This is a genomic window from Sphingorhabdus sp. (assembly GCF_029865925.1).
Classification (GTDB): domain Bacteria; phylum Pseudomonadota; class Alphaproteobacteria; order Sphingomonadales; family Sphingomonadaceae; genus Sphingorhabdus_B.
The window spans coordinates 1-20,205 of the sequence record NZ_JARXAI010000083.1; the positions used below are offsets into that span (position 1 = coordinate 1).

The window sequence follows — 20,205 nt, forward strand, 5'->3', positions numbered from 1 at the left end:
CCGTATCTTTTTGGACCGAAATCTTGTCCTCTATTTTGTCCACCGTGAACTGCACTGCCTGTGGATAACTGGCAAAATTCGGCTTTGCGCGACTCAAAAAGCATGACACCTTCAGGTCATCAGGCAGAAACGCTTTGATGCAAAGTTGGATCGGAAACGGGAAGGCGGTGCGGAAAAGAGGGAAGGCAGGATCGCCAATTCGATAGGCAGCCCGTCGCAAGACAGAAGATGAGATCGGGAGGGTGGGTACAAAGAAAACGAATATCAAGTGCGGCGACACGCAAGTGACGCAACGTCGGATAGGATACCCAAAGTACCAAGGTGAACCATAAAGGCCTCCGGGCTGGATTGGGGAACCGGACGTCGGACAGAGGAAAGAATGGCCCTTGTGGTCAGGAACTTCCAAAAATCGGACGCAGTGGGCGCTGGTAGCAATACCAGCGCCCATTTATTTTATGTGGCACAAAAATCGTCGCCTCGCTAAGGCCGTTTCATGTCCGAAATCACGCCCCAAATCGTCGCCGACCATGGTCTCAATGAAGAAGAATATGCGCGCATCTTGCTCGCCATGGGACGCGTGCCCAACATGGTCGAACTTGGCATATTCTCGGTGATGTGGTCTGAGCATTGCTCCTACAAATCCTCGCGTATCCATTTGAAGAAATTGCCGACTGAGGCCCCTTGGGTGATCTGCGGTCCCGGTGAAAATGCGGGCGTCATCGACATTGGTGAAGGTCCGAACGGCACCAAGCTTGCCGCGATCTTCAAAATGGAATCGCACAACCATCCCTCCTATATCGAACCCTATCAGGGTGCAGCAACGGGCGTTGGCGGCATCTTGCGCGACGTGTTCACCATGGGCGCGCGGCCAGTGGCGAATATGAACGCCCTGCGTTTCGGACGGCCGGACCATCCCAAGATGAAGCATCTGGTGCAGGGCGTGGTTGCCGGCATTGGCGGCTATGGCAATTGCGTAGGCGTACCCACGGTAGGCGGCGAAACCAATTTCCACCCCGCTTATGATGGCAACATCCTTGTGAACGCGATGACCGTTGGCGTTGCGGATCAGGACAAGATTTTTTACTCCGCCGCGACCGGCCTTGGGAACCCCATCGTCTATGTTGGTTCCAAGACGGGCCGCGACGGCATTCATGGCGCGACTATGGCCTCGGCAGATTTTGGCGCCGATATCGAAGAGAAGCGTCCAACGGTGCAGGTGGGCGACCCCTTCACCGAAAAGCTGCTGATTGAGGCGTGCCTTGAACTGATGGCGTCCGACGCGATTGTCGCGATTCAGGATATGGGCGCGGCTGGCCTGACCAGTTCAAGCGTCGAGATGGCGACCAATGGCAAGGCAGGCATCATTCTGGACATGGACAAGGTGCCGTGCCGCGAAGAAGGCATGACGCCTTATGAAATGATGCTGTCCGAAAGCCAGGAACGCATGCTGATGGTGCTTAAGCCCGGACGCGAGGAATTTGCCAAGGCGATCTTTGACAAATGGGAACTTGATTTCGCCGTGATTGGCGAAGTCACGGACACCGGCCATATGGTGCTGACGTGGAAGGGGGAGGTCGTGTGCGACATCCCGCTTGGCCCGCTCGCCGAAGATGCGCCTTTATACGACCGGCCCGCAGCGTCGAAGGCAGAGTATAAGGCATGGGCCAATGTGCAGCCGCTGGGCGATGTTCCAGCCAGCACGGACATCGGCGCGGATTTGCTCAAGCTGATGGCTAGCCCCGACCTTGCGTCGCGCGCATGGATTTGGCAGCAATATGATTCCCAAGTCGGCGGCGACACCGCGCAGCTTTCGGGCGGCGATGCAGCGGTTGTGCGTATTCACGGCACCAACCGCGCGCTGGCTATGAGCACAGATTGCACACCGCGTTATTGCTATGCTGACCCGTATGAAGGCGGCAAGCAAGCCGTGGCCGAAACCTATCGCAACATTAGCGCAGTGGGCGCAACGCCGCTTGCGATTACCAACTGCCTGAATTTCGCCAACCCGCAACGCCCCGAAATCATGGCGCAGATCGTTGGTTGCCTTGAGGGCATGGGCGACGCCTGCCGTGCGCTTGATTACCCGATCGTGTCGGGCAATGTGTCATTATATAATGAAAGCAAGGCAACCGGCGGCGGCAGCGCCATTTTGCCAACACCTGCCATTGGCGGCGTCGGTGTGCTGGAAGATGTCAGCAAAATGGCGACGATTGCGTTTAAGGATGACGGTGACGGCATTTTTGTCATTGGCGACAATGATGGGCATCTGGGCCAGTCTTTATGGCTGCGTGAATTGCATGGCCGCGAAGACGGCACTGCGCCATCTGTTGACCTTGCCAAGGAGCGCGCACACGCAGAATTCGTCCGTCAGCTTATTCTAGATGGCAAGGTTAACGCCGTGCATGATGTCGCCGATGGCGGCTTGTTGGTTGCGCTGACCGAAATGGCGCTCGCCAGCGGCCGCGGTTGCGTTGTCGAAGAAATCGGCGATGCATTCACCGCTTTTGGTGAGGATCAGGCGCGCTATGTTGTGACCAGCGCAACTGCCGACCGCATTCAGGCGGCGGGTATCCCGATTACTCGCATCGGCACCGTTGGCGGCACTGCGGTCACTGGGCCTGGCTTTGATGTTGCTTTGACGCAACTGCGCGCCGCGCATGACAGCTTCTTCAAAGACTGGATGGAAAGCTAGGGGTATCCCGACGTCGCGCGCGACGAACGGTTTTTATACCCTAGCCTTAAGCAGCCGCAGCCAGCAAATTATAAGGATCGATGCCTTCTGACCGCATCGCTGCATGCGCTGCTTTGTAGGTCACCGGTTCGGCAATACCCAAGCGTTTACGGGCATCGACCAAAGGCTCGCGCAACAAGGCTGCGATGTCTTCCTGAACGATGTTCTTCGCCGCTTTGCCGATACGATAGCCTTCGTGCACCGCTTTCATAATCGGCGCCGATTTGGCAACGCGGTACTTCAGTTCTAATCCGCCGGCATAGGCAATGAAACCAACGCCAAGATTGTGGTTTTGCGCATAGGTAAAGCCCAGCACGCATTGTTCACCCAAAGCGTCGCGGCCATAGCCGGTGAGGATGTGCAGCATGTCATGGGTATCGCGCAAGCGGTCGCCATAACGTTCAACCACATCGCCAAACACGGGATATGTTGTCCGGAACTGGGCATATTCCGCCTCAAGACCCGCAGCGCTTAGACCTTCGCGCTCCATGAACTCGACATAAAAGCGGCCAACTGTGCCGGCTGGAAGCTTCTTGATGCTGTCATGGTCATCGAGCATGTCAATCAGGCGCTCATTGCTTTCAAGCAACGCCCGGCCCTTTGGTGTTTCCCAAAATTTACGCGCCATCTTACCGAACTTGCTGCCGCTTAAGGCCGCAATGATGTGAAAGACCTGTTCTGTGTCTTCTTTGTTGGCAATCAGCTTGCGAAAATGATGCCACGCCTTCCGCGGCTGCATTTTAGCAGGCGGGCGGTCAGGGTGCGAAAAATACAGTTCAGTCATGGCGAATCCAAAGTTGTTTCAACTATAAGAATAAAAACTACCTACATAAGTGTCAATAAGAAACGGTTAACGCACTGGACGGCAAATATGTGTTGCTGCATTGATCCGTGAACAGTGGGGGCGATATGCGGACATCCGAACAAAGGTACATCAGCTTGGATGCGATGCGCGGCTTTGCCGTGATGGGCATATTGGCTATGAACATCATCAGCTTTGCGATGCCCGAATGGGCCTATATCACGCCCGCAGCGTATGGTGGGGACAGCCTTGCCGACCAAATCGCGTGGTTTTTTGCGTTCATTTTTATTGATGGCAAAATGCGCGGGCTGTTTTCCTTGCTGTTTGGCGCGAGCATGATGCTGGTCATCGACCGCGCCGTGGCAAAGGGGGAAAGCGCCGCGCAGGTCCATTACCGCCGGATGGCGTGGCTCGCTGTGTTTGGCCTCGCGCATTATTTCTTCATCTGGTTCGGCGATATTCTTTTTCTGTATGCCATTATCGGCATGATCGCCTTTTGCTTCCGCGACTTGCCGCCAGAGCGGTTAGTCAAGATCGCGTGCATCATTTTTGCTGTCGGGCTGGCGCTCTGGGGCATTCAATTTGGCGCGCTGCAGATCTTTCAATATTTCGCAACCCGACCAGATGCGAGCGCAGACATGGCCCGTCAGTTTCGCGAGCTCATGGATAGTGCGGACCTTGCTTTTAACATTGCACCTGACCTCGCGCTGCACAGGGGCAGCTATGTGGCGCTAACAATGGACAGGCTCGACGAATGGAGCACGCCATTTATCTTGGTGGTGCAATCAATTGGCGAAACTTTGCCGCTGATGATGATTGGTATGGCGATGCAAAAAAGCGGGTTCATGACGGGCAACTGGGATGCGATCGATTACCGGCGCTGGGTGATGCGGATGCTGCCAGTCGGCTTGCTGCTGACATTGGTCTTTGGGGTTTGGATAGTAGCCGTTGATTTCGACCGGATCACCGCGCTTGCGGTCTTTTTCTTCTGGGGTGCAATTCCGCGCATTATGTTGACCGTCGGCTATGCGGCTGTGCTCATCCTCATCATTCGGCGGTATCAAAATCAACCGATGCTCGCCCGTGTTGCAGCAACGGGGCGCGCGGCATTCAGCAACTATCTTGGGACGAGCATTGTCATGACGACCATTTTCTATGGTTATGGCTTTGGCTTGTTTGGGCATGTGGGCCGTGCGGGATTATGGGTGTTTGTGCTGGGCGCGTGGGCAGTGATGTTGCTCTGGTCAAAGCCATGGCTGATGAAATTCCACTACGGCCCGCTTGAGTGGTTGTGGCGCAGCTTGGCGCGCGGAAAAGTGCAAACTATGCGCCGTTAATGCTATTGCAATCAGTTCGCATTAACGGTAAGACGATTTCATAGGAGTTAATCCATGGTCGTTTGCATCTGTAATGCCATCAAGGAAAAAGACCTGCGCGCTGCGGTGCGTTGTGCCTCGGAACGTCCGAATGACGTGTATGCGCGCCTTGGGCGTAAGCCAAAATGCGGCCAGTGCCTCTCGTTCGCGCGAAACATTATCAGCACCACAGCTGCAACCGCTTAGCAATAGCGTCCTGAAAAAAGTAGGTTTTCTGCCATTTTCCGCTTCACGGCCATCTAATATCGCGTTAATATATGCGCAAAGAACGGAAAGGAAATGGCAATGAGGGGTGATGCAAAAGTCATAGAATTTTTGAACGAGGCGCTCAAAAATGAACTGACTGCGGTCAATCAATATTGGCTGCATTACCGCATGCTCGACAATTGGGGCGTATCGCGTCTGGCACATTTTGAACGGCATGAATCGATTGACGAGATGAAGCATGCCGACAAATTGTCGGAGCGCATCTTGTTTCTGGATGGCCTCCCCAATTTCCAAATGCTTGGGCGCTTGCGCATTGGCGAGACCGTTGAGGAAATCCTGAAAGCCGATCTTGAGCTCGAATATGAAGCGCTGCCGTTATTGAAAGACGCCATCGCGCACAGCGAAAGCGTCCGCGATTATGTCAGCCGCGACCTGTTCGCATCGATCCTCGAAAGCGAAGAAGAACATGTCGATATGCTCGAAAAGCAGTTCGACCTGATCGCGCGTATGGGCATGGAAAACTACATTCAGCTGCAGTCAAAACCCATCGAGGACTGATATCGCGCAGGGCTATCCTTATCCGTTGTCCGCAAACGGATTTTTCGACGACCGGAAGTTGATTCGCACCGGCACTGCGCCGAAATCCAAATCGCGTCTGATGCCGTTGAGCAAATAGCGCGCATAGCTGGCGGGCAGCTCGTCGGTCCGGTTGCCGAAAATGACAAAGGTCGGCGGCCGGTTGCGCGCTTGAGTCATATAGCGCAGCTTGATCCGCTTGCCACCAGGGGCAGGGGGCGGGTTCGCCGAAATCGCTGCCTCAAACCAACGGTTGAGGATACCTGTTGGCACCCGCTTGTTCCAAGCTTCACGCGCATCGAACGCGGCGGAAATCATCTGGTCAAGCCCTTTTCCGGTAAGCCCGGATACGGCAATCATCGGAACGCCCTTCAATTGCGACAGGCCCTCTTCCAACGCGGCACGAATGCCTCTGAACAGGCCGGCGCCGTCAACGGCCACATCCCATTTGTTGATCGCGATGATGAGGGCGCGGCCCTCTTGAATGACATGGTCCGCGATCTTCAAATCCTGCACCTCAAGACCCTTGGTCGCATCCAGCAGCAGCACCACCACCTCGGCAAAGTCGATGGCGTGGCGCGCGTCGGCAACGGATAGCTTTTCTAGCTTGTCCCGTACCTTGGCACGCTTGCGCATCCCTGCGGTGTCGATCAAGCGCACGCGGCGCTCGGTCAGCATCGGTGGGATGATACCCTCTTCGTCGGGCTCGCGTTCCTTGGGACTTGGGTCGGTCCAGATCCAATCGACCGAAATACTGTCGCGGGTAATTCCTGCCTCGGGCCCGGTTATCAGCCGGTTTTCGCCCAAAATCTTGTTAATCAGAGTTGATTTTCCGGCGTTCGGGCGGCCCACAATCGCCAGCTTCAATATCGCATCTGGCGCTTCGGGGTCAGGCACTTCAAAAGCGCCACCGTCAATATGCGGCAGCAGGGATTGAAACAGATCGACCATGCCCTCGCCATGTTCACCGCTGATCGCGATTGGGTCGCCAAAGCCAAGCGCATAGCTTTCCAATATGCCGTTATCGCCTTGCTTGCCCTCGGCCTTGTTGACCGCGAGCACCACGGGCGTCGCACTGCTGCGCAGCCAACGGGCAATTTCTTCGTCAAGCGGGGTTACACCAACGCGGCCATCGATGAGGAACAACGCCACTTGCGCGCCTGCAATCGCCGCTTCGGTCTGCATCCGCATTCTACCCGGCAGGGTCTCGGGATCTTCATCCTCATAGCCTGCGGTGTCGACGATGGTGAATTCCAAGTCGAACAGACGTCCTTCGCCTTCACGGCGGTCACGGGTGACGCCCGGCGTGTCATCGACAAGCGCGAGTTTCTTGCCAACCAGCCGGTTGAACAAAGTGGACTTGCCGACATTGGGCCGACCGATAATGGCTACCGTCGGCAACATGCCGGTACTTCTCCTTTAAGGCTTATCCACGAAACGCGGAAATGCGCCCGGAATCATCCAGAACATATAAGATATTGTTGGCCACAATTGGTGCCAGCGACACATCATTGCCAACGTCAAGAATCTCGGTCGCGGTGCCTTCGTCGGGCGCTACGGACCAAACCGCACCATGCGAATTGGCAATGACCAAGCGGCCACCGGCAAGGACGGGGCCATACCAGCTGATAGGCTTCTTTTTCTTCTTTTCATTCTTGTAGCGCTGCAGCTTCGAAATCCAGCGGATCTTGCCGGTGGACCGCGCGACGCACAACAAACGCGCTTCGTCAGTCATGACAAACACCCATTCGCCAGAGGTGACCGGCGTCGAAATGCCCGCGATGTTGATTTCCCAAATGCGCTGGCCGCTCACCAATTCATACGACGCCATACGGCCACCCTTGCCCAGCGCGAATACGCGGCCGCGGTCGATGACGGGGTCAGCATCAATATCCGTTAGTGTCGACACTGATGTCGACATGGCTGTGCGGGACAAGGTGTCGCTCCACAGGCTACGGCCATTTTCGTAGCGATACGCAGCAAGCTCGCCGCTGGAATAGCCAGCGATAATCGTGCCTTGCGCCGCAGCAGGGGCGCCAACACCAAAGATGCCCGATGCAGAAACAGGGCCAGCTTCGTTCCATTGTGCTTCACCATCGCTTTGGCGCAGCGCGTAAATCTGGTTGTCTTGCGTCATTACATAGACATTGCCGTTGGACAAGGTCGGTGCACCGCGCAAGGGACCCGCGGGGCGCTTTTTCCAGGCAAGCGCGCCTGTGTCGGCTGCAAGCGATGCGACATCGCCAACGCCATTGGTGGCAAATACGTTCGTGCCGGTTGCGCTGACGCCGCCGCCAAAGCGCGACGGCTTGCCGTCCTTTTCGATTTCTAGTGCGTTGGACCAGATTTGCGCGCCCGTGTTCGCATCAAATGCGGTGACGCGGGCAGTCGTGTCGACGACATAGATGCGCCCATCGCTCATCACTGGGCTGGCAGCCAAGCGTGCACGCGGGTTGGCCCCTGTTACTTTTGCCGTCCAGATGCGCGAAAGGCCTTGGCCAAGCTCCACATGGCCGGGCGATTTTGATGCGTTGCCGCCGGGCTGCGCCCAAGCTTCGTTCAAGGCCACTGGCGGGAGAGTGACCGCAAAACCTGCCAAGGCGGGATCGACCTCGGTGTCACGCTCGATGCCCAAAATGTCGACGCGGCTGCCGATCGTTGGTGTATTGCCTTTTTTCCCGGAATCGCCGCGCACACCGTCAATTACGGCGCAGCCACCCAATGTTGTCGTTGCGGCGAGAGCCAGAAGCAATTTTGCTATGGTCTTCATTATCACTCTCCCTTGGAGGCAGTTTCATCCGCCTTCGATGCCGCATTGCGCTTTGCGTCAACCTGAACGGTATCAATGCCAAGCGCGCCCGCCATTTGTTGTGCACGGCTGCGCAATGTCTGCGGCAAGCCTTCCTGCTTTGCAATCTGCGCAAATATTGGGCCTGCAAGATTGTCTTTGCCCATTTTGACATAGGCCAAGGCAGTCAATTCGCCGGCGCTGCCGAACCATGGATGGCCTGGTACGGCCAAGGGCTTAAGCTGAGCAATAACCTGCTGCGGTTGAATGGTATCAAATTCAGCGCTCACCTGCCGGATAAGCGCCAAGTCGCGAAAGGTCTGCGGCAGGGTGTCGTCGCTTGCGATCTTGGTATATAACGCAATCGCCTTCTTGGTCTGACCTTCTTCGCCCAGCAAATTGGCTTCCACCAATTGCGCCATCGCGCGATATCCGGGTTGGTCAGCCTTAGCGAGGGTCGCCAACTGTGCGCGCGCCTCGTTGGCTTGGCCAGCACGCAACTTGTCCATTGCGTCGACAAAGGCCTCACTCTGCAAATCGGCGGCGGCCTGTTGTTGATTATGATAAATGATCCAACCGCCAAAGGCGAGCAGGCCCGCAGCAACTGCGGCCAAAAGCCAGCGGCCATAACGCTTCCAAAATGTTGTCAGATCGCTTGCGCGGACGGCATCATCCACTTCGCGTAAAAATGCCTCGTCGCTTCCGCTCCTGTTTTGGTCAGGGCGCTTTTCTGTGGGTGTCAAAGCCAAAAGGGCCTCCGCATACGATTAGTCAAAAATGGTTGGAGACGTCCTTAGCTCGACTTGGCGCGATAGGCCAGCCTGCTTTATACAGGCTGGTATAGCTGATCGGGTCCGGGGAAGCTGCGGTCGCGCACGCGGGCGGCATATTCGCGCACCGCGTCTTCAACGCTGACGCCCATATTGCCGAATTTCTTCACAAATTTCGGCACGCGGTCGAACAATCCCAGCATATCTTCGGCCACCAGCACTTGCCCGTCGCATTGTGCCGACGCACCGATGCCAATCGTCGGGCAGGCAACTTTTTGCGTTATTTCAATGGCAATAGGTTCAAGCACGCCTTCGATGACCATGGCAAATGCACCAGCGTCGGACATTGCCATGGCGTCCTCAACAATCGATTTGGCTTCTTCGGGGCTTTTGCCGCGCACGCCATAGCCACCAAGAATGTTGACCGCTTGCGGGGTAAGGCCAACATGCGCCATCACCGGAATGCCGCGTGAGGTAAGGAATTCTAATGTCGGAGCCAGCACTTTGCCGCCTTCCACCTTGACGCCAGCAGCGCCCGTTTCCTTCAAAAGCCGCGAGGCGTTGATGAACGCCTGTTCGGGCGAGGCTTCGTAAGAACCGAACGGCATATCGACGATCACCGCCGCGTGATAGCTGCCGCGTACAACCGCTGCGCCATGTGCTGCCATCATTTCCATGGTGACGGCAACCGTATGGGGAAGGCCATAGATGACTTGCCCCAGCGAGTCGCCGACGAGCAACATGTCGCAATGCGGGTCCATCAATTGCGCCATGCGTACCGTATAGGCCGTCAGCATCACCAACGGTTCGCCGCCCTTGCGCTGCCGGATACGCGGCACGGTCAGGCGCTTCATCGGCGAAGGCGTCGGGTTCGCGCGGCTGGTGGATGTATCGAAGGTGAGCGTTTTAGGATGTGTAGACATGGGGCAGGGGCTTAGCCGCTAAACGCCGCGGGCAAAAGCAAATTGAGTCGGCCCCTTATTGCCGCGCCGGAACCGCCTCCGCCACATTGTCGCTGAAAAAGCCGTCGATGCCGGTGGCGAGAAAGGCTTGGATTTCGGATTTCAGGTCGCCGATGCCGCGCGGGTCAATGCCGGATTTTTGCGCCAATGGCAGAAAGTAATTTTCGCGACGGAACGTCCATAAGTGAACTGCAAGACCCACTTTATGCGCGTCGGCAACAAGTGTCGTTGGCGCGCCCAGATTGCCAAGCAAAGTGCGCGGGATGACCAGCCCCTTATTAGGGCCAACGCCATCGGCATATGTCGCAACGGTTTTCAGGCCCGCTGCTGTCGCCATTTGCGGGTAAGTCAGGTCCTTCCGGTCCGCCGGGCTGCCCTTTTCATCCATCAACTGGATCAGCCGCAATTTGGTTTTGGACCGCAACGCTTTGAGATTTTCGACTTCGAACGACTGAATGAACACAGGTGCGCTTTTTTCGACATGGCCGTATTTGGTCAGCGCCGCCAATAACGGTCCCTCATGCGGCAGGCCAATGCTGGCAAAATAGCTGGGGTGCTTGGTTTCGGGATAGACGCCAATTGTCCGTCCCGTCGCGGCGCTTTGCGCCTTGGCGAGCGCGAGGATCTCGTCAAAAGTCGGGATTTCGAATTGCCCGTCATAGGCCATATTGGCGCTTCGCAGTTGCGGCAGGCGTTCCTTGGCGCGCAGGGTCTTGAGTTCGGCGAGCGTGAAATCCTCTGTAAACCAGCCCGTCATTTTTTGGCCGTCGATGGTCTTGGTGGTTTTGCGGTCGGCAAATTCGGCCTTGTCCGCAATGTCGGTGGTTTCCGAAATCTCATTCTCGTGCCGCGCGACCAATATGCCGTCCTTAGTCAGGACAAGGTCCGGCTCAATGTAATCAGCACCTTGGTCAATTGCACGGCTGTAGCTTGCAATGGTGTGTTCGGGCCGCTCACCCGAGGCACCACGGTGCGCGATGACAATGACGTGGCCTTCGAGCGGTTTTTCCATGGCTTGGCTTTCCGAAATGGAGAAAGGCGACAGGAGGATTGTAGCAATCAGAAGCAGGTGCAAGTGAGTCATATTGGCTCCATGCCCGCGCGACGTTTCACTTCTGCGACAAAAGCGCATCCCATTCTGCTTCTTTAAACCCGACGAGCAAAGTTTGGCCGCCTTCAACCACAGGCCGTTTAATCATCGACGGGTTGGCGACCATCAACGCAATGGCCTTGGCCGCATCAATATCGGCCTTGTCAGCATCGGGCAGTTTCTTGAACGTGGTGCCTGCCTTATTCAGCAGCTTTTCCCAACCAACGATTGCGCTCCAGCGTTCCAAATCAGCCGCAATCGCGCCCGCCTTTTTATAATCATGGAAATGATAGCCAAGGCTGCGGGCATCAAGATAATTACGCGCTTTCTTGACGGTGTCGCAATTGGGGATGCCGTATACGGTCAGGGTCATGTCTGGGGTCCGTTCATTGCCATAAAGGTCATTTATAATGCTCTCGCCGGTCGCCGAAATCACGCACGCGCTTGCGCCATGCGCGATAGCTGCCGGGCTTTAACTGCGTGCGCATGATGATCTTTATCTCGTCGGGTGTCACCTTGTGCTGCGCCGATATCTGCGTGAAACTGATATGGTCGGACAGCGCCATTTCGACGATCTCGCTAATCTGCGCGGGTGAGAGGGGGGCAGTCATGCGGGCGAAACGCCTATTCCCACTCGATCGTTCCGGGTGGCTTTGATGTATAATCATATACCACGCGGTTGATGCCTTTGACTTCATTGATGATGCGCGTTGATACGCGGCTCAGAAAGGCGCTTTCAAACGGATAAATGTCCGCTGTCATGCCATCGGTGGACGTTACCGCGCGCAAGGCGCAGACATTGTCATAGGTGCGGCTATCACCCATCACGCCCACGGTGCGGACGGGCAGGAGGACGGCGAATGCTTGCCAGATCGCGTCATATAGTCCGGCATTGCGGATTTCTTCGAGATAGACGGCGTCCGCCTTGCGTAACACATCGCAGCGTTCTTTGGTCACTTCGCCCGGGATGCGGATGGCAAGGCCGGGGCCGGGGAAGGGGTGGCGGCCGACAAATTGGTCGTTAAGCCCAAGCTCTCGGCCCAAGATGCGGACTTCATCCTTGAACAATTCGCGCAAGGGTTCGACCAATTTCATATTCATCCGCGCAGGCAGGCCGCCGACATTATGGTGGCTTTTGATCGTGACCGATGGTCCGCCGGTGAAGCTGACGCTTTCGATCACATCGGGGTAGAGCGTGCCTTGCGCCAAGAAATCTGCACCGCCGATTTTCTTGGCTTCTTCGTCAAATACGTTGATGAATTCCGCGCCGATGAATTTGCGTTTCGCCTCAGGGTCGGTGACACCCGCCAAGCCCGCCATAAAGCGTTCTTCAGCGTCCACGACAACAAGCGGGATATTATAATGGTCGCGGAACAAGGTTTCGACCTGTTCGCGTTCATTCATGCGCAGCAAGCCATGGTCAACAAAGACGCAAGTCAGTTGCGCGCCGATCGCATCGTGAATGAGGATTGCGGCCACGGAGCTATCGACGCCGCCCGACAGTCCGCAAATGACCCGGCCTGAGCCGACTTGCGCGCGGATTTCGGCGATCTTCGTCGCGCGAAATTCGGCCATCGTCCAGTCGCCAGCCAAGCCACAGACATTGCGGACGAAACTGGAAATCAGCTTCGCGCCATCTGGCGTATGGACCACTTCGGGGTGGAACTGGATGCCATAATATTGCCGCGCTTCGTCGGCGATGAAGGCATAAGGCGCGCCATCGCTTGTCGCGACGACTTCAAAGCCGGGCGCAAGGCTTGTGACCTTGTCACCATGGCTCATCCACACCTGATGCGTCTCGCCACTTTCCCAAAGGCCGTCGAACAAGGCGCAGGGTTTTTCCACCGCAATCGATGCGCGGCCAAATTCGCCGCCGTCGCCTGCGCTCACATGTCCGCCCAGCTGCATCATCATCGTTTGCTGGCCATAACAAATGCCAAGAATGGGCAAGCCGCTGTCGAATACGCATTGCGGTGCACGCGGGGAATCGGCGTGCGTGGTGGAGGCTGGGCCACCTGATAAGATGATGCCCTTTGGTTGCATCCGCGCAAACGCCGCCTCGGCATTGTTGAACGGGGCAATCTCGGAATAGACCCCGGCTTCGCGCACGCGGCGGGCGATAAGCTGGGTGACCTGCGATCCGAAATCGATGATCAGGATGGAGTCGGAAGGCTGAGCGGATGAATTAGAGTCTGGCATGCCAATCCGATAGTGATACTGGCGCGCGCTGTCCAGTTGCCACCGCTGTCTTTGACGCGCTATGCTGGGCGCGTGAGCAAGAATGACACCCGCCGCGCGGAGATTATCCAGCGATTGACCGATTATGTCCTGGCAGAGGGATTGTCGGCGGCAAGCTTGCGCCCTCTGGCCAAGGCGGCGGGCACCAGCGACCGGATGCTGCTCTATTATTTTAACGACAAGACGCAGATTATTACTGCGGTGTTGGAGCAGATTTCGGGGCGGTTGGTGGAATTGATCTCGGCGCGGACCGCGTCCGAACCCCTGCCCTTGGAACAATTGCGCCGCCAATTTGCCGACATTTTGTTCGAAGAGGCATTGTGGCCCTATATGCGCATCTGGCTTCAGGTTGCGGCGCGCGCGGCGATGGGGGATGCGTTCTACCGCGCGGTCGGCGAACAGATTGGACGTGGCTTTTTAGAGTGGGGCAGGGCCCAACTGAAGTCCGACACGGACGCGCAACGCGATATTGATGCCGCCCGCTTGCTAGTCAGCATGGAAGGCATGCTGTTCCTGAAAAGCATTGGCCTTGATGATGTAAACGCCAAGGCGCTTTAGCGGCTGCGCGCTGCCCGTGCGCGGCCCAAAAGAAGCGCTGCACTATCGCCCTTGTTCCGATATCCTTCGATCAACAGATAGCCTGCCAAAAACGGCGCGCCAAGATTGAAGGCAGCAAAGCCGAGTAAAAGTCCATTCAGCGAAAATGCGTGCCGCCATGCGACCCAAGCGCCAGACATTAGGAGAAAGCACAAGAAATCGACATTGAACTGTCCGCGCCACGTCATGTCCGCGATGTCGCCGAAAAATATCGGATACAGGCCCATGCCATGGTTCGCGATGACGATTGTCGAATAGATGCTCACTGCGGCAATGATTGCAGCACAGAAAATGCGGAATAAGGTCATGATCAAGCCTCCCAAATGATGGGGCCCACATAACAAAATGTAGCGAGTGCTACAATATCTGTTTTAGTCCGCCAATTCGACCCAAGTCGGCGCGTGGTCGCTGGCTTTTTCGCGGCCACGATGGTCCTTATCGACGCCGCAACTGGTCAGGCGATCTGCGACAATCGGGCTCAACAGCAGATGGTCAATGCGAAAGCCATGGTCGCGTTGCCATGCGCCCGCCTGAAAATCCCAAAACGTCCACACCCCGCCTTGCGGATAATGGGTGGCCAGCGCGTCGGTCCAGCCCTGGCCAAGCAACGCGCGATAGGCCGCGATGCTTTCAGGCTGGCGCAAGGCATCGTCCAGCATTGCGCTGGGTGCCCAGATGTCATGCGCGTGCGGAATGACATTATAATCGCCGGCCAATATCGCTGGTATCTCCGCCGCCAGCAATTCGGCCGCGCGGGCATATAGCCGCTGCATCCATGCCAGCTTATAGTCGAATTTTGGCCCCGGTTGCGGATTGCCATTGGGCAGATAGATGCTGGCGACGCGAAGCCCGAAAACATCTGCCTCCAGATAGCGGGCATGTTCGTCCAGCGGATCGCCCGGCAAGGTGCGCTGCATCTCAACGGGTTGCGCGCCCTTTGCAAGAATGGCGACGCCGTTAAACGATTTTTGCCCATGCCAGATCGCGCCATAACCAGCACGTTCGAAGTCTGCGATGGGAAAGCCCTCATCCTGCGACTTCACTTCCTGCAAACAGGCAATATCGGGCTGGGTTTCCTCCAGCCATTCGAGCAGTCGGGGAAGGCGCGCTTTGACGCCGTTGATGTTGTAAGTCGCGATACGCATGTAGCGGCCCTAGCGGGTGCGCGCTATCGCATCAAACCGAAAAGCTTGATCCACAGCCGCAACCCGCTTGCGCTTGCGGGTTGGTGACCTTAAAGCTCTTGCCGCCAAGCGACTCGACAAAATCCACCGCTGATCCGCGCACAAGATCAAGGCTGATGGGATCGACGACCAAGGATGCGCCTTCGCCCTGCGCTTGAATATCGTCGGTCTCAATCGAGTCGGCCAAACCAAAGCGATATTGAAAGCCCGAACAACCGCCACCATCCACCGAAAGCCGAAGCACCGGGTCTTTGCCGAGCTTCGTCGCGATTTCGGCCACACGGCGCGCGGCATTGGCTGTCATGGAAATAGCGGGCGTCATGGAAATGACTTCGGTTTCGGTCATGATGTTAATGTAGGCCAATCAACACATAAAGAAAAGGGGCGGCAAAGTTTCCAATGCCAGCCCCAAGATTACACCCTCTCCCAAAGGTGATGCGTTGGCTTGTCCGCTTACTCGCCTTCAGCAGGACCGCCTATTGATCTGGTATCATTAGCCTTCGAAGCTAGCAAGAGTTTTGCACCGCTTGGGTCGGACTTCAGTGGCGCAAGAAATGCCGTTGGGTTGATCGCTTCACCAGCGATGCGCACTTCATAATGCAGATGGCTTCCGGTTGAACGGCCGGTTGAACCCATATAGCCCAATATGTCACCCTTACGGATGCGCTGGCCCGGGATCACATTCATCGCGGACAAATGGCCGTAACGGGTTTGCACCGCGTTGCCATGGTTGATTTCAACCAACTTACCATATCCGCCAACCCAATCCGCACGGCCAACGGTGCCGTCTGCGGTTGCAAAGATTGGCGAGCCTACTGCGCCAGGAATATCCAAGCCTTGGTGGTTGCGGCTTGCGCCGCGCATCGGCGCTTCGCGATATCCGTAACCGCTGGAAAATTTCATGATCTCAACAGGGTTGATGGAAGGAACAGCAACTTCGACCTTGATAGCGGTGCCGTTAATGCGGCCCCAGCTGTCGTTCAATGCACGAAATTCTGGGTCCGAAAACCCAAGAGCGCTTTGGTTTGCTTTAAGATCGTCGGAGGAGATACGGAAAGTGTCAGAAGATGCGGCAGCCGAATTTGCAAGCGCAGGTGTGGCAACTGAAACAGCGACCAAGATGCCAAGAGCGGACGCAGCTTTAAGGATCAGTGATTGGCACGAAGCCAAAGCGCTGGATACCATGATGAGTACTAACCTTTTTGTTGCGACCCGCGCCATTTCTGGCGCAGTCCCGAAGATTGATCGGGACAGTTGACCTGCCCACCCCGTATGAGAAGGGTGGTGTCCGATGGTTCAAACGAATGCAACATCCCCACAATAATCGCGGGACAAACCGGCGCTCAAATGCGTTGAGTCGTTGAATGGAGCGTTCAACAACCCAATAAAGTGGCGGTTTACCAGTATTTTCAACATGGTTTTGGCAATAACTGGCACTTGTAACAACGCGCCTCCAACGCGTTTGTTCCCGCCGAAATGTCGGAGATTTCCCCCTTTTAGGAGGGATTCAGGCTGTGCACGGCCACCGAATCACCCGCGGCCTGTCATCGGGCGATGGAGTGGGTTGCTGAGGTCTTGTTTATAAACCCTTCGCCGCAGCCAGCACCTCTGCCGCGTGGTCCTTGACCTTCACCTTGCGCCACAGTTGCGCAACCTTGCCGTCTTTGCCGACCAGATATGTCGACCGGTCAATGCCCATATACAGTTTACCGTACATGGATTTTTCAACCCAAGCGCCCATTTGTTCGGTGGCGTCGCTGGCTTCGTCCGACAGCAAATGGACATGCAACGCATATTTCGCGGCAAATTTGGCAAGCTTGGCGGGCTTGTCCTTTGACATGCCATAAACAGGGCAATTCAGCGCGGCAAAGTCGCTGGCGAGCTCTGTGAAATCCTTGGCCTCATTGGTGCAACCCGGCGTGTCCGCTTTGGGGTAAAAATACAGCACAAACGGCCCCTGCAAGCCTGCCAGATTGACGGCATTGCCGGCGCTATCGGCGACGGTGACATCGGGCAGCGTGTCGTTTAATTCGGTCATATTTCGTTCCTTTTCAAAAATCGCGTGGGCCAAGTAAGCTTTGCCATTGGGCGATGACAAGCCCGCGATAATCCCCAATCGCATCCATTAAGCCGTCCCAATCTGCAAAACCAAGGCTGTGCGCAATCAGAAGTTGGGCCGCCTCGGGCGGCGTGGCGCAGTCGGGCGCGATCAAACGTATCATGACCAGCAACCGCGACATCAAAGCAAAGGCCTTGGCAAATTCTGTCGGCAAATGTTCAGCCACCACCAAAGCGTCAATCGCGGGGCCCAGCTGCGGTTTGATACCCGCATGTGTCTGCAGCTGAAGCGCGTGAATTATAAACTCCATATCCACCAATCCGCCGGGCAGCAGCTTGACGTCCAACGGGCCCTTGGGGGGCTTGTGCGCGGTCATATCCTTGCGCATCGTCGCGATGTCTGTGTGCAGCCGGACGCTGTCGCGCTGGGTGTTCAATACATCCCAAACAATCTCCGCGACGGCGCGCCGTGCATCGGCGGAACCAAACAGCACGCGCGCCCTTGTCAGTGCCATATGCTCCCATGTCCAGGCATCATCGCGCTGATATTGGGCAAAGCTTTTGACCGACGCGCATAGCAACCCATCCGCGCCGGAGGGCCGAAGCCGCGTGTCGACTTCATATAAAGCGCCAGATGCGGTCGCGACGGACATCGCGGCGATGACCCGCTGCGCCAGCCGGTTGAAATATTGCGTGGCGCCAAGCACGCGTGGTCCGTCGGACTCCGCAAGGTGATCGCCGTTGAACAGCAGGATGAGGTCCAAGTCCGACGCATGCGTTAACGCTTCGCCGCCAAGCCTGCCGAGCGCCAAGATAATAAGCTCACTGCCTGCAATCTTGCCATGCGCTTTTTCAAATTCGGCGACCGTCGCTGCGGTCAATGTCTGCAAGGATGCTTCGGCCAAATGGGCGTAGCTGCGCGCGATATCGAGGGCGTCGCTGCGCCCTTCAATCAACTGCACGCCAAGCGCAAAGCGTTTTTCGCCCACATAATCCCGGACAATATCGAGCGTGGATTGATAATCGGCGTCGCCAATCCGCCGCTGCATCGCGTCCTGCAACGCCGCTACGTCGCCCGGCAAATGCATCGCGCTGGTGTCTATAAGTGCATCAAGATAGCGGCTTTGGCGGCCCAAATCGTCGGCCAATGTGGGCGCATAGCTTAAAATATCGCCGACCAATTGCAGCAGGCCGGGGCGCGCCTCAAGTAAGCGGAAGACGTTGATCGCGCTGGGCATCGCCTCAATCATATTGTCGAAACGGGCAATAGCGCGGTCCGAATCCGGTGCTTGCGCCAATGCCGCCATGATCGCGGGCAGCACCGTTTCAAACGCGTCGCGCGCCGATTCGCTCCGGATCGCGCGGATCTTGCCGCTGCGCCAGCGGGCCAAACGCTGCATCACGGCGGCTGGGTCAGCGTAGCCCAGATCGGTCAGCTGCTCCTCAAGCGGCAGGCCTTCGTCCGCCATGCGCGGCCCTTCGCCGCCGCCTGCGTCCACCATTCGGTCATAGATTGCCGCGACCTGCGCAGTGATTGGCGCAATGGCAGCAATCAACGCGTCTGCATCGGCCAAACCATGCAGCCGCGCCACGGCATCGGCGGTATCGCGGTTGGCGGGTATCTCATGCGTTTGCCGGTCACTGTGCATTTGCAGGCGGTGTTCGAATGTCCGTAAATCGGTGTAGGCGGATGACAAGGTCTCTGCCTCTTGCGCGCTAATCGGTCCAGCCGCCGCCAGCGCCTGTAATGCGGCGCGGGTGTCTGGCACGCGCAAGACCGGGTCGCGGCCGCCATGGATAAGCTGATGCGCTTGCGCGAAAAATTCGCACTCGCGGATCCCGCCATGGCCGCGCTTGAGGTCGAAACCGAGGCCCATTTTCTGCCCCTTGGCATAATGATCGCGGATTTGCGCCGTCATCGCGGTGATATTCTTCAACTGCCCGAAATCCAGAGATTTGCGCCAGATAAAGGGTGTAATCGCGTGCATGAAATAGGCGCCCAACGCCCGGTCGCCGGAACTTACGCGGGCGCGGATGAAGGCAGCTTGTTCCCACGCCAATGCGCTTGATTCATAATAGCCAATGGCCGCTTCGACAGGCAGGACGATTGGGCTGACCTCAGGCGAGGGGCGTAGCCGCATGTCGACGCGAAACACATAACCGTCGCCGTCGAGCGCCGACAAAAGCGCAATCACGCGGCGGCCATAACGCACCGCAACCTCCGCCACGTCTTCCCCTTCGCGGTGGGGCAGAGTTTTGGGATCAAACAGGAATATCGGGTCAATATCCGACGAATAATTCAACTCCCGCCCGCCATGCTTGCCCAAAGCGATGACGGCAAAACCTTGATTGGGGGCACCCAGCATACGTTCTTGTATCGTGGCCTCTATGGCTTGGTCGAGTGCATGGTCGGCAAAATCCGACAGGATATGCGTCACACGGGTCAGGTCCCAGACGCCAGCTAGGTCAGCAATAGCCGTGACCAGCGCGACGCCTTGTCTTTGCTTGCGCAATGCGGTGCCGACCAAGTCCGCGCTGCGGGCGAGGGCATTGGCGAGCGCTGTGTCAAAGTCGCCTGCGTGGATGAGCGGCATGAGGTCTGCGTTGCGGTCCATCAACCCCGCCAGAAACGGGCTGTTGGCGTCGGCGCGTGCGATGGCTTCTGCGACGCGCTCCATATTTTACCCCTTGTCTTTATTGTACAGATAATCCCGCCGGAAATCTTGGGCAAAAGCCGCAAAGCGCCCTTCAGAGATCGCGGCGCGCATGTCGGCCATCAGCATCTGATAATAATGCAGATTGTGCTGAGTCATCAACATCGCGCCC

General features: G+C 56.9%; 21 protein-coding genes and 1 pseudogene. 5 read left to right on the top strand and 17 right to left on the bottom strand.

Annotated features, from left to right (window positions below):
* Positions 1-280, bottom strand: a 280-nt coding sequence (locus QE270_RS08435) for a hypothetical protein (protein ID WP_300038008.1), incomplete at its 3' end; no start/stop codon positions are given.
* Positions 281-493: 213 nt separating this feature from the next.
* Between QE270_RS08435 and purL the strand changes: the two genes are divergently transcribed.
* The gene (gene purL, locus QE270_RS08440; RefSeq protein ID WP_300038012.1) at positions 494-2,692 is read left to right on the top strand and encodes a phosphoribosylformylglycinamidine synthase subunit PurL; all 2,199 of its coding nucleotides are present in this window, start codon (positions 494-496) and stop codon (positions 2,690-2,692) included.
* Between the two features lie 46 nt (positions 2,693-2,738).
* Here the strand turns inward: purL and QE270_RS08445 are convergent, their stop codons facing one another.
* Positions 2,739-3,515, bottom strand: a complete 777-nt coding sequence (locus QE270_RS08445; RefSeq protein ID WP_300038015.1) for a Coq4 family protein — start codon at positions 3,513-3,515, stop codon at positions 2,739-2,741.
* 125 nt (positions 3,516-3,640) lie between these two features.
* Between QE270_RS08445 and QE270_RS08450 the strand changes: the two genes are divergently transcribed.
* From QE270_RS08450 to bfr, 3 genes are all read left to right on the top strand, one after another.
* On the top strand, positions 3,641-4,870 hold the full coding sequence (locus QE270_RS08450) for a DUF418 domain-containing protein (RefSeq protein WP_300038018.1): 1,230 nt from the start codon (positions 3,641-3,643) through the stop codon (positions 4,868-4,870).
* A gap of 54 nt (positions 4,871-4,924) precedes the next feature.
* Positions 4,925-5,095 (top strand): (2Fe-2S)-binding protein, encoded by a 171-nt coding sequence (locus QE270_RS08455; RefSeq protein ID WP_300038021.1) that lies wholly within the window; start codon positions 4,925-4,927, stop codon positions 5,093-5,095.
* A 99-nt stretch (positions 5,096-5,194) separates the two neighbouring features.
* Positions 5,195-5,674: a bacterioferritin gene (gene bfr / locus QE270_RS08460; protein ID WP_300038024.1), complete on the top strand. Its 480-nt coding sequence runs from the start codon at positions 5,195-5,197 to the stop codon at positions 5,672-5,674.
* 18 nt (positions 5,675-5,692) lie between these two features.
* Here bfr and der read toward each other — a convergent pair whose 3' ends face one another.
* The 8 genes from der to guaA all read right to left on the bottom strand — a co-directional run bounded on the left by der (position 5,693) and on the right by guaA (position 13,501).
* Positions 5,693-7,096 (bottom strand): ribosome biogenesis GTPase Der, encoded by a 1,404-nt coding sequence (gene der / locus QE270_RS08465; protein ID WP_300038027.1) that lies wholly within the window; start codon positions 7,094-7,096, stop codon positions 5,693-5,695.
* Between the two features lie 22 nt (positions 7,097-7,118).
* Entirely contained in the window at positions 7,119-8,462 is a 1,344-nt protein-coding gene (locus QE270_RS08470) for a PQQ-like beta-propeller repeat protein (protein ID WP_300038030.1), read from the bottom strand.
* Positions 8,463-8,464: 2 nt separating this feature from the next.
* Positions 8,465-9,229, bottom strand: coding sequence for a tetratricopeptide repeat protein (locus tag QE270_RS08475; protein WP_300038033.1), 765 nt, complete (start codon positions 9,227-9,229; stop codon positions 8,465-8,467).
* A 77-nt stretch (positions 9,230-9,306) separates the two neighbouring features.
* The gene (panB, locus tag QE270_RS08480) at positions 9,307-10,173 is read right to left on the bottom strand and encodes a 3-methyl-2-oxobutanoate hydroxymethyltransferase (protein ID WP_300038036.1); all 867 of its coding nucleotides are present in this window, start codon (positions 10,171-10,173) and stop codon (positions 9,307-9,309) included.
* A 55-nt stretch (positions 10,174-10,228) separates the two neighbouring features.
* Positions 10,229-11,224 (bottom strand): glycerophosphodiester phosphodiesterase, encoded by a 996-nt coding sequence (locus QE270_RS08485; protein WP_300038068.1) that lies wholly within the window; start codon positions 11,222-11,224, stop codon positions 10,229-10,231.
* A 97-nt stretch (positions 11,225-11,321) separates the two neighbouring features.
* Complete coding sequence (locus tag QE270_RS08490; protein ID WP_300038040.1) at positions 11,322-11,675, bottom strand: arsenate reductase; 354 nt, start codon at positions 11,673-11,675, stop codon at positions 11,322-11,324.
* A gap of 28 nt (positions 11,676-11,703) precedes the next feature.
* Positions 11,704-11,913: a DUF2805 domain-containing protein gene (locus QE270_RS08495; RefSeq protein ID WP_300038043.1), complete on the bottom strand. Its 210-nt coding sequence runs from the start codon at positions 11,911-11,913 to the stop codon at positions 11,704-11,706.
* Between the two features lie 13 nt (positions 11,914-11,926).
* Positions 11,927-13,501 carry a glutamine-hydrolyzing GMP synthase gene (gene guaA / locus QE270_RS08500; protein WP_300038046.1) on the bottom strand — a complete coding sequence of 525 codons (1,575 nt, stop codon included), beginning with the start codon at positions 13,499-13,501 and terminating at the stop codon, positions 11,927-11,929.
* A gap of 72 nt (positions 13,502-13,573) precedes the next feature.
* On the opposite strand from guaA, the gene QE270_RS08505 reads away from it, so the two are divergent.
* Positions 13,574-14,098 (top strand): TetR/AcrR family transcriptional regulator, encoded by a 525-nt coding sequence (locus tag QE270_RS08505; RefSeq protein WP_300038049.1) that lies wholly within the window; start codon positions 13,574-13,576, stop codon positions 14,096-14,098.
* On the opposite strand, the gene QE270_RS08510 is transcribed toward QE270_RS08505, so the two are convergent.
* The 7 genes and pseudogenes from QE270_RS08510 to QE270_RS08540 form a co-directional block, all read right to left on the bottom strand.
* Positions 14,095-14,445 (bottom strand): hypothetical protein, encoded by a 351-nt coding sequence (locus QE270_RS08510; protein WP_300038051.1) that lies wholly within the window; start codon positions 14,443-14,445, stop codon positions 14,095-14,097. The genes QE270_RS08505 and QE270_RS08510 overlap by 4 nt on opposite strands.
* Before the next feature lie 63 nt (positions 14,446-14,508).
* Positions 14,509-15,282 carry an exodeoxyribonuclease III gene (xth, locus tag QE270_RS08515; protein ID WP_300038054.1) on the bottom strand — a complete coding sequence of 258 codons (774 nt, stop codon included), beginning with the start codon at positions 15,280-15,282 and terminating at the stop codon, positions 14,509-14,511.
* Between the two features lie 31 nt (positions 15,283-15,313).
* Positions 15,314-15,643 (bottom strand): iron-sulfur cluster assembly accessory protein, encoded by a 330-nt coding sequence (locus QE270_RS08520; RefSeq protein WP_300038071.1) that lies wholly within the window; start codon positions 15,641-15,643, stop codon positions 15,314-15,316.
* 131 nt (positions 15,644-15,774) lie between these two features.
* Complete coding sequence (locus QE270_RS08525; protein ID WP_300038057.1) at positions 15,775-16,506, bottom strand: M23 family metallopeptidase; 732 nt, start codon at positions 16,504-16,506, stop codon at positions 15,775-15,777.
* Between the two features lie 394 nt (positions 16,507-16,900).
* Positions 16,901-17,359: a peroxiredoxin gene (locus QE270_RS08530; protein ID WP_300038060.1), complete on the bottom strand. Its 459-nt coding sequence runs from the start codon at positions 17,357-17,359 to the stop codon at positions 16,901-16,903.
* 13 nt (positions 17,360-17,372) lie between these two features.
* The gene (glnE, locus tag QE270_RS08535) at positions 17,373-20,057 is read right to left on the bottom strand and encodes a bifunctional [glutamate--ammonia ligase]-adenylyl-L-tyrosine phosphorylase/[glutamate--ammonia-ligase] adenylyltransferase (protein ID WP_300038063.1); all 2,685 of its coding nucleotides are present in this window, start codon (positions 20,055-20,057) and stop codon (positions 17,373-17,375) included.
* A 3-nt stretch (positions 20,058-20,060) separates the two neighbouring features.
* Positions 20,061-20,205: pseudogene (locus QE270_RS08540) on the bottom strand (tRNA guanosine(34) transglycosylase Tgt); the annotation flags it as partial.

Coding starts and splice junctions, on each gene's coding strand:
- purL (WP_300038012.1), top strand. CDS start 494: ATGTCCGAAATCACGCCCCAAATCGTCGCCGACCATGGTCTCAATGAA.
- QE270_RS08445 (WP_300038015.1), bottom strand. CDS start 3,515: ATGACTGAACTGTATTTTTCGCACCCTGACCGCCCGCCTGCTAAAATG.
- QE270_RS08450 (WP_300038018.1), top strand. CDS start 3,641: ATGCGGACATCCGAACAAAGGTACATCAGCTTGGATGCGATGCGCGGC.
- QE270_RS08455 (WP_300038021.1), top strand. CDS start 4,925: ATGGTCGTTTGCATCTGTAATGCCATCAAGGAAAAAGACCTGCGCGCT.
- bfr (WP_300038024.1), top strand. CDS start 5,195: ATGAGGGGTGATGCAAAAGTCATAGAATTTTTGAACGAGGCGCTCAAA.
- der (WP_300038027.1), bottom strand. CDS start 7,096: ATGTTGCCGACGGTAGCCATTATCGGTCGGCCCAATGTCGGCAAGTCC.
- QE270_RS08470 (WP_300038030.1), bottom strand. CDS start 8,462: ATGAAGACCATAGCAAAATTGCTTCTGGCTCTCGCCGCAACGACAACA.
- panB (WP_300038036.1), bottom strand. CDS start 10,173: ATGTCTACACATCCTAAAACGCTCACCTTCGATACATCCACCAGCCGC.
- QE270_RS08485 (WP_300038068.1), bottom strand. CDS start 11,224: ATGGAAAAACCGCTCGAAGGCCACGTCATTGTCATCGCGCACCGTGGT.
- QE270_RS08490 (WP_300038040.1), bottom strand. CDS start 11,675: ATGACCCTGACCGTATACGGCATCCCCAATTGCGACACCGTCAAGAAA.
- QE270_RS08495 (WP_300038043.1), bottom strand. CDS start 11,913: ATGACTGCCCCCCTCTCACCCGCGCAGATTAGCGAGATCGTCGAAATG.
- guaA (WP_300038046.1), bottom strand. CDS start 13,501: ATGCCAGACTCTAATTCATCCGCTCAGCCTTCCGACTCCATCCTGATC.
- QE270_RS08510 (WP_300038051.1), bottom strand. CDS start 14,445: ATGACCTTATTCCGCATTTTCTGTGCTGCAATCATTGCCGCAGTGAGC.
- xth (WP_300038054.1), bottom strand. CDS start 15,282: ATGCGTATCGCGACTTACAACATCAACGGCGTCAAAGCGCGCCTTCCC.
- QE270_RS08520 (WP_300038071.1), bottom strand. CDS start 15,643: ATGACGCCCGCTATTTCCATGACAGCCAATGCCGCGCGCCGTGTGGCC.
- QE270_RS08525 (WP_300038057.1), bottom strand. CDS start 16,506: ATGGTATCCAGCGCTTTGGCTTCGTGCCAATCACTGATCCTTAAAGCT.
- QE270_RS08530 (WP_300038060.1), bottom strand. CDS start 17,359: ATGACCGAATTAAACGACACGCTGCCCGATGTCACCGTCGCCGATAGC.
- glnE (WP_300038063.1), bottom strand. CDS start 20,057: ATGGAGCGCGTCGCAGAAGCCATCGCACGCGCCGACGCCAACAGCCCG.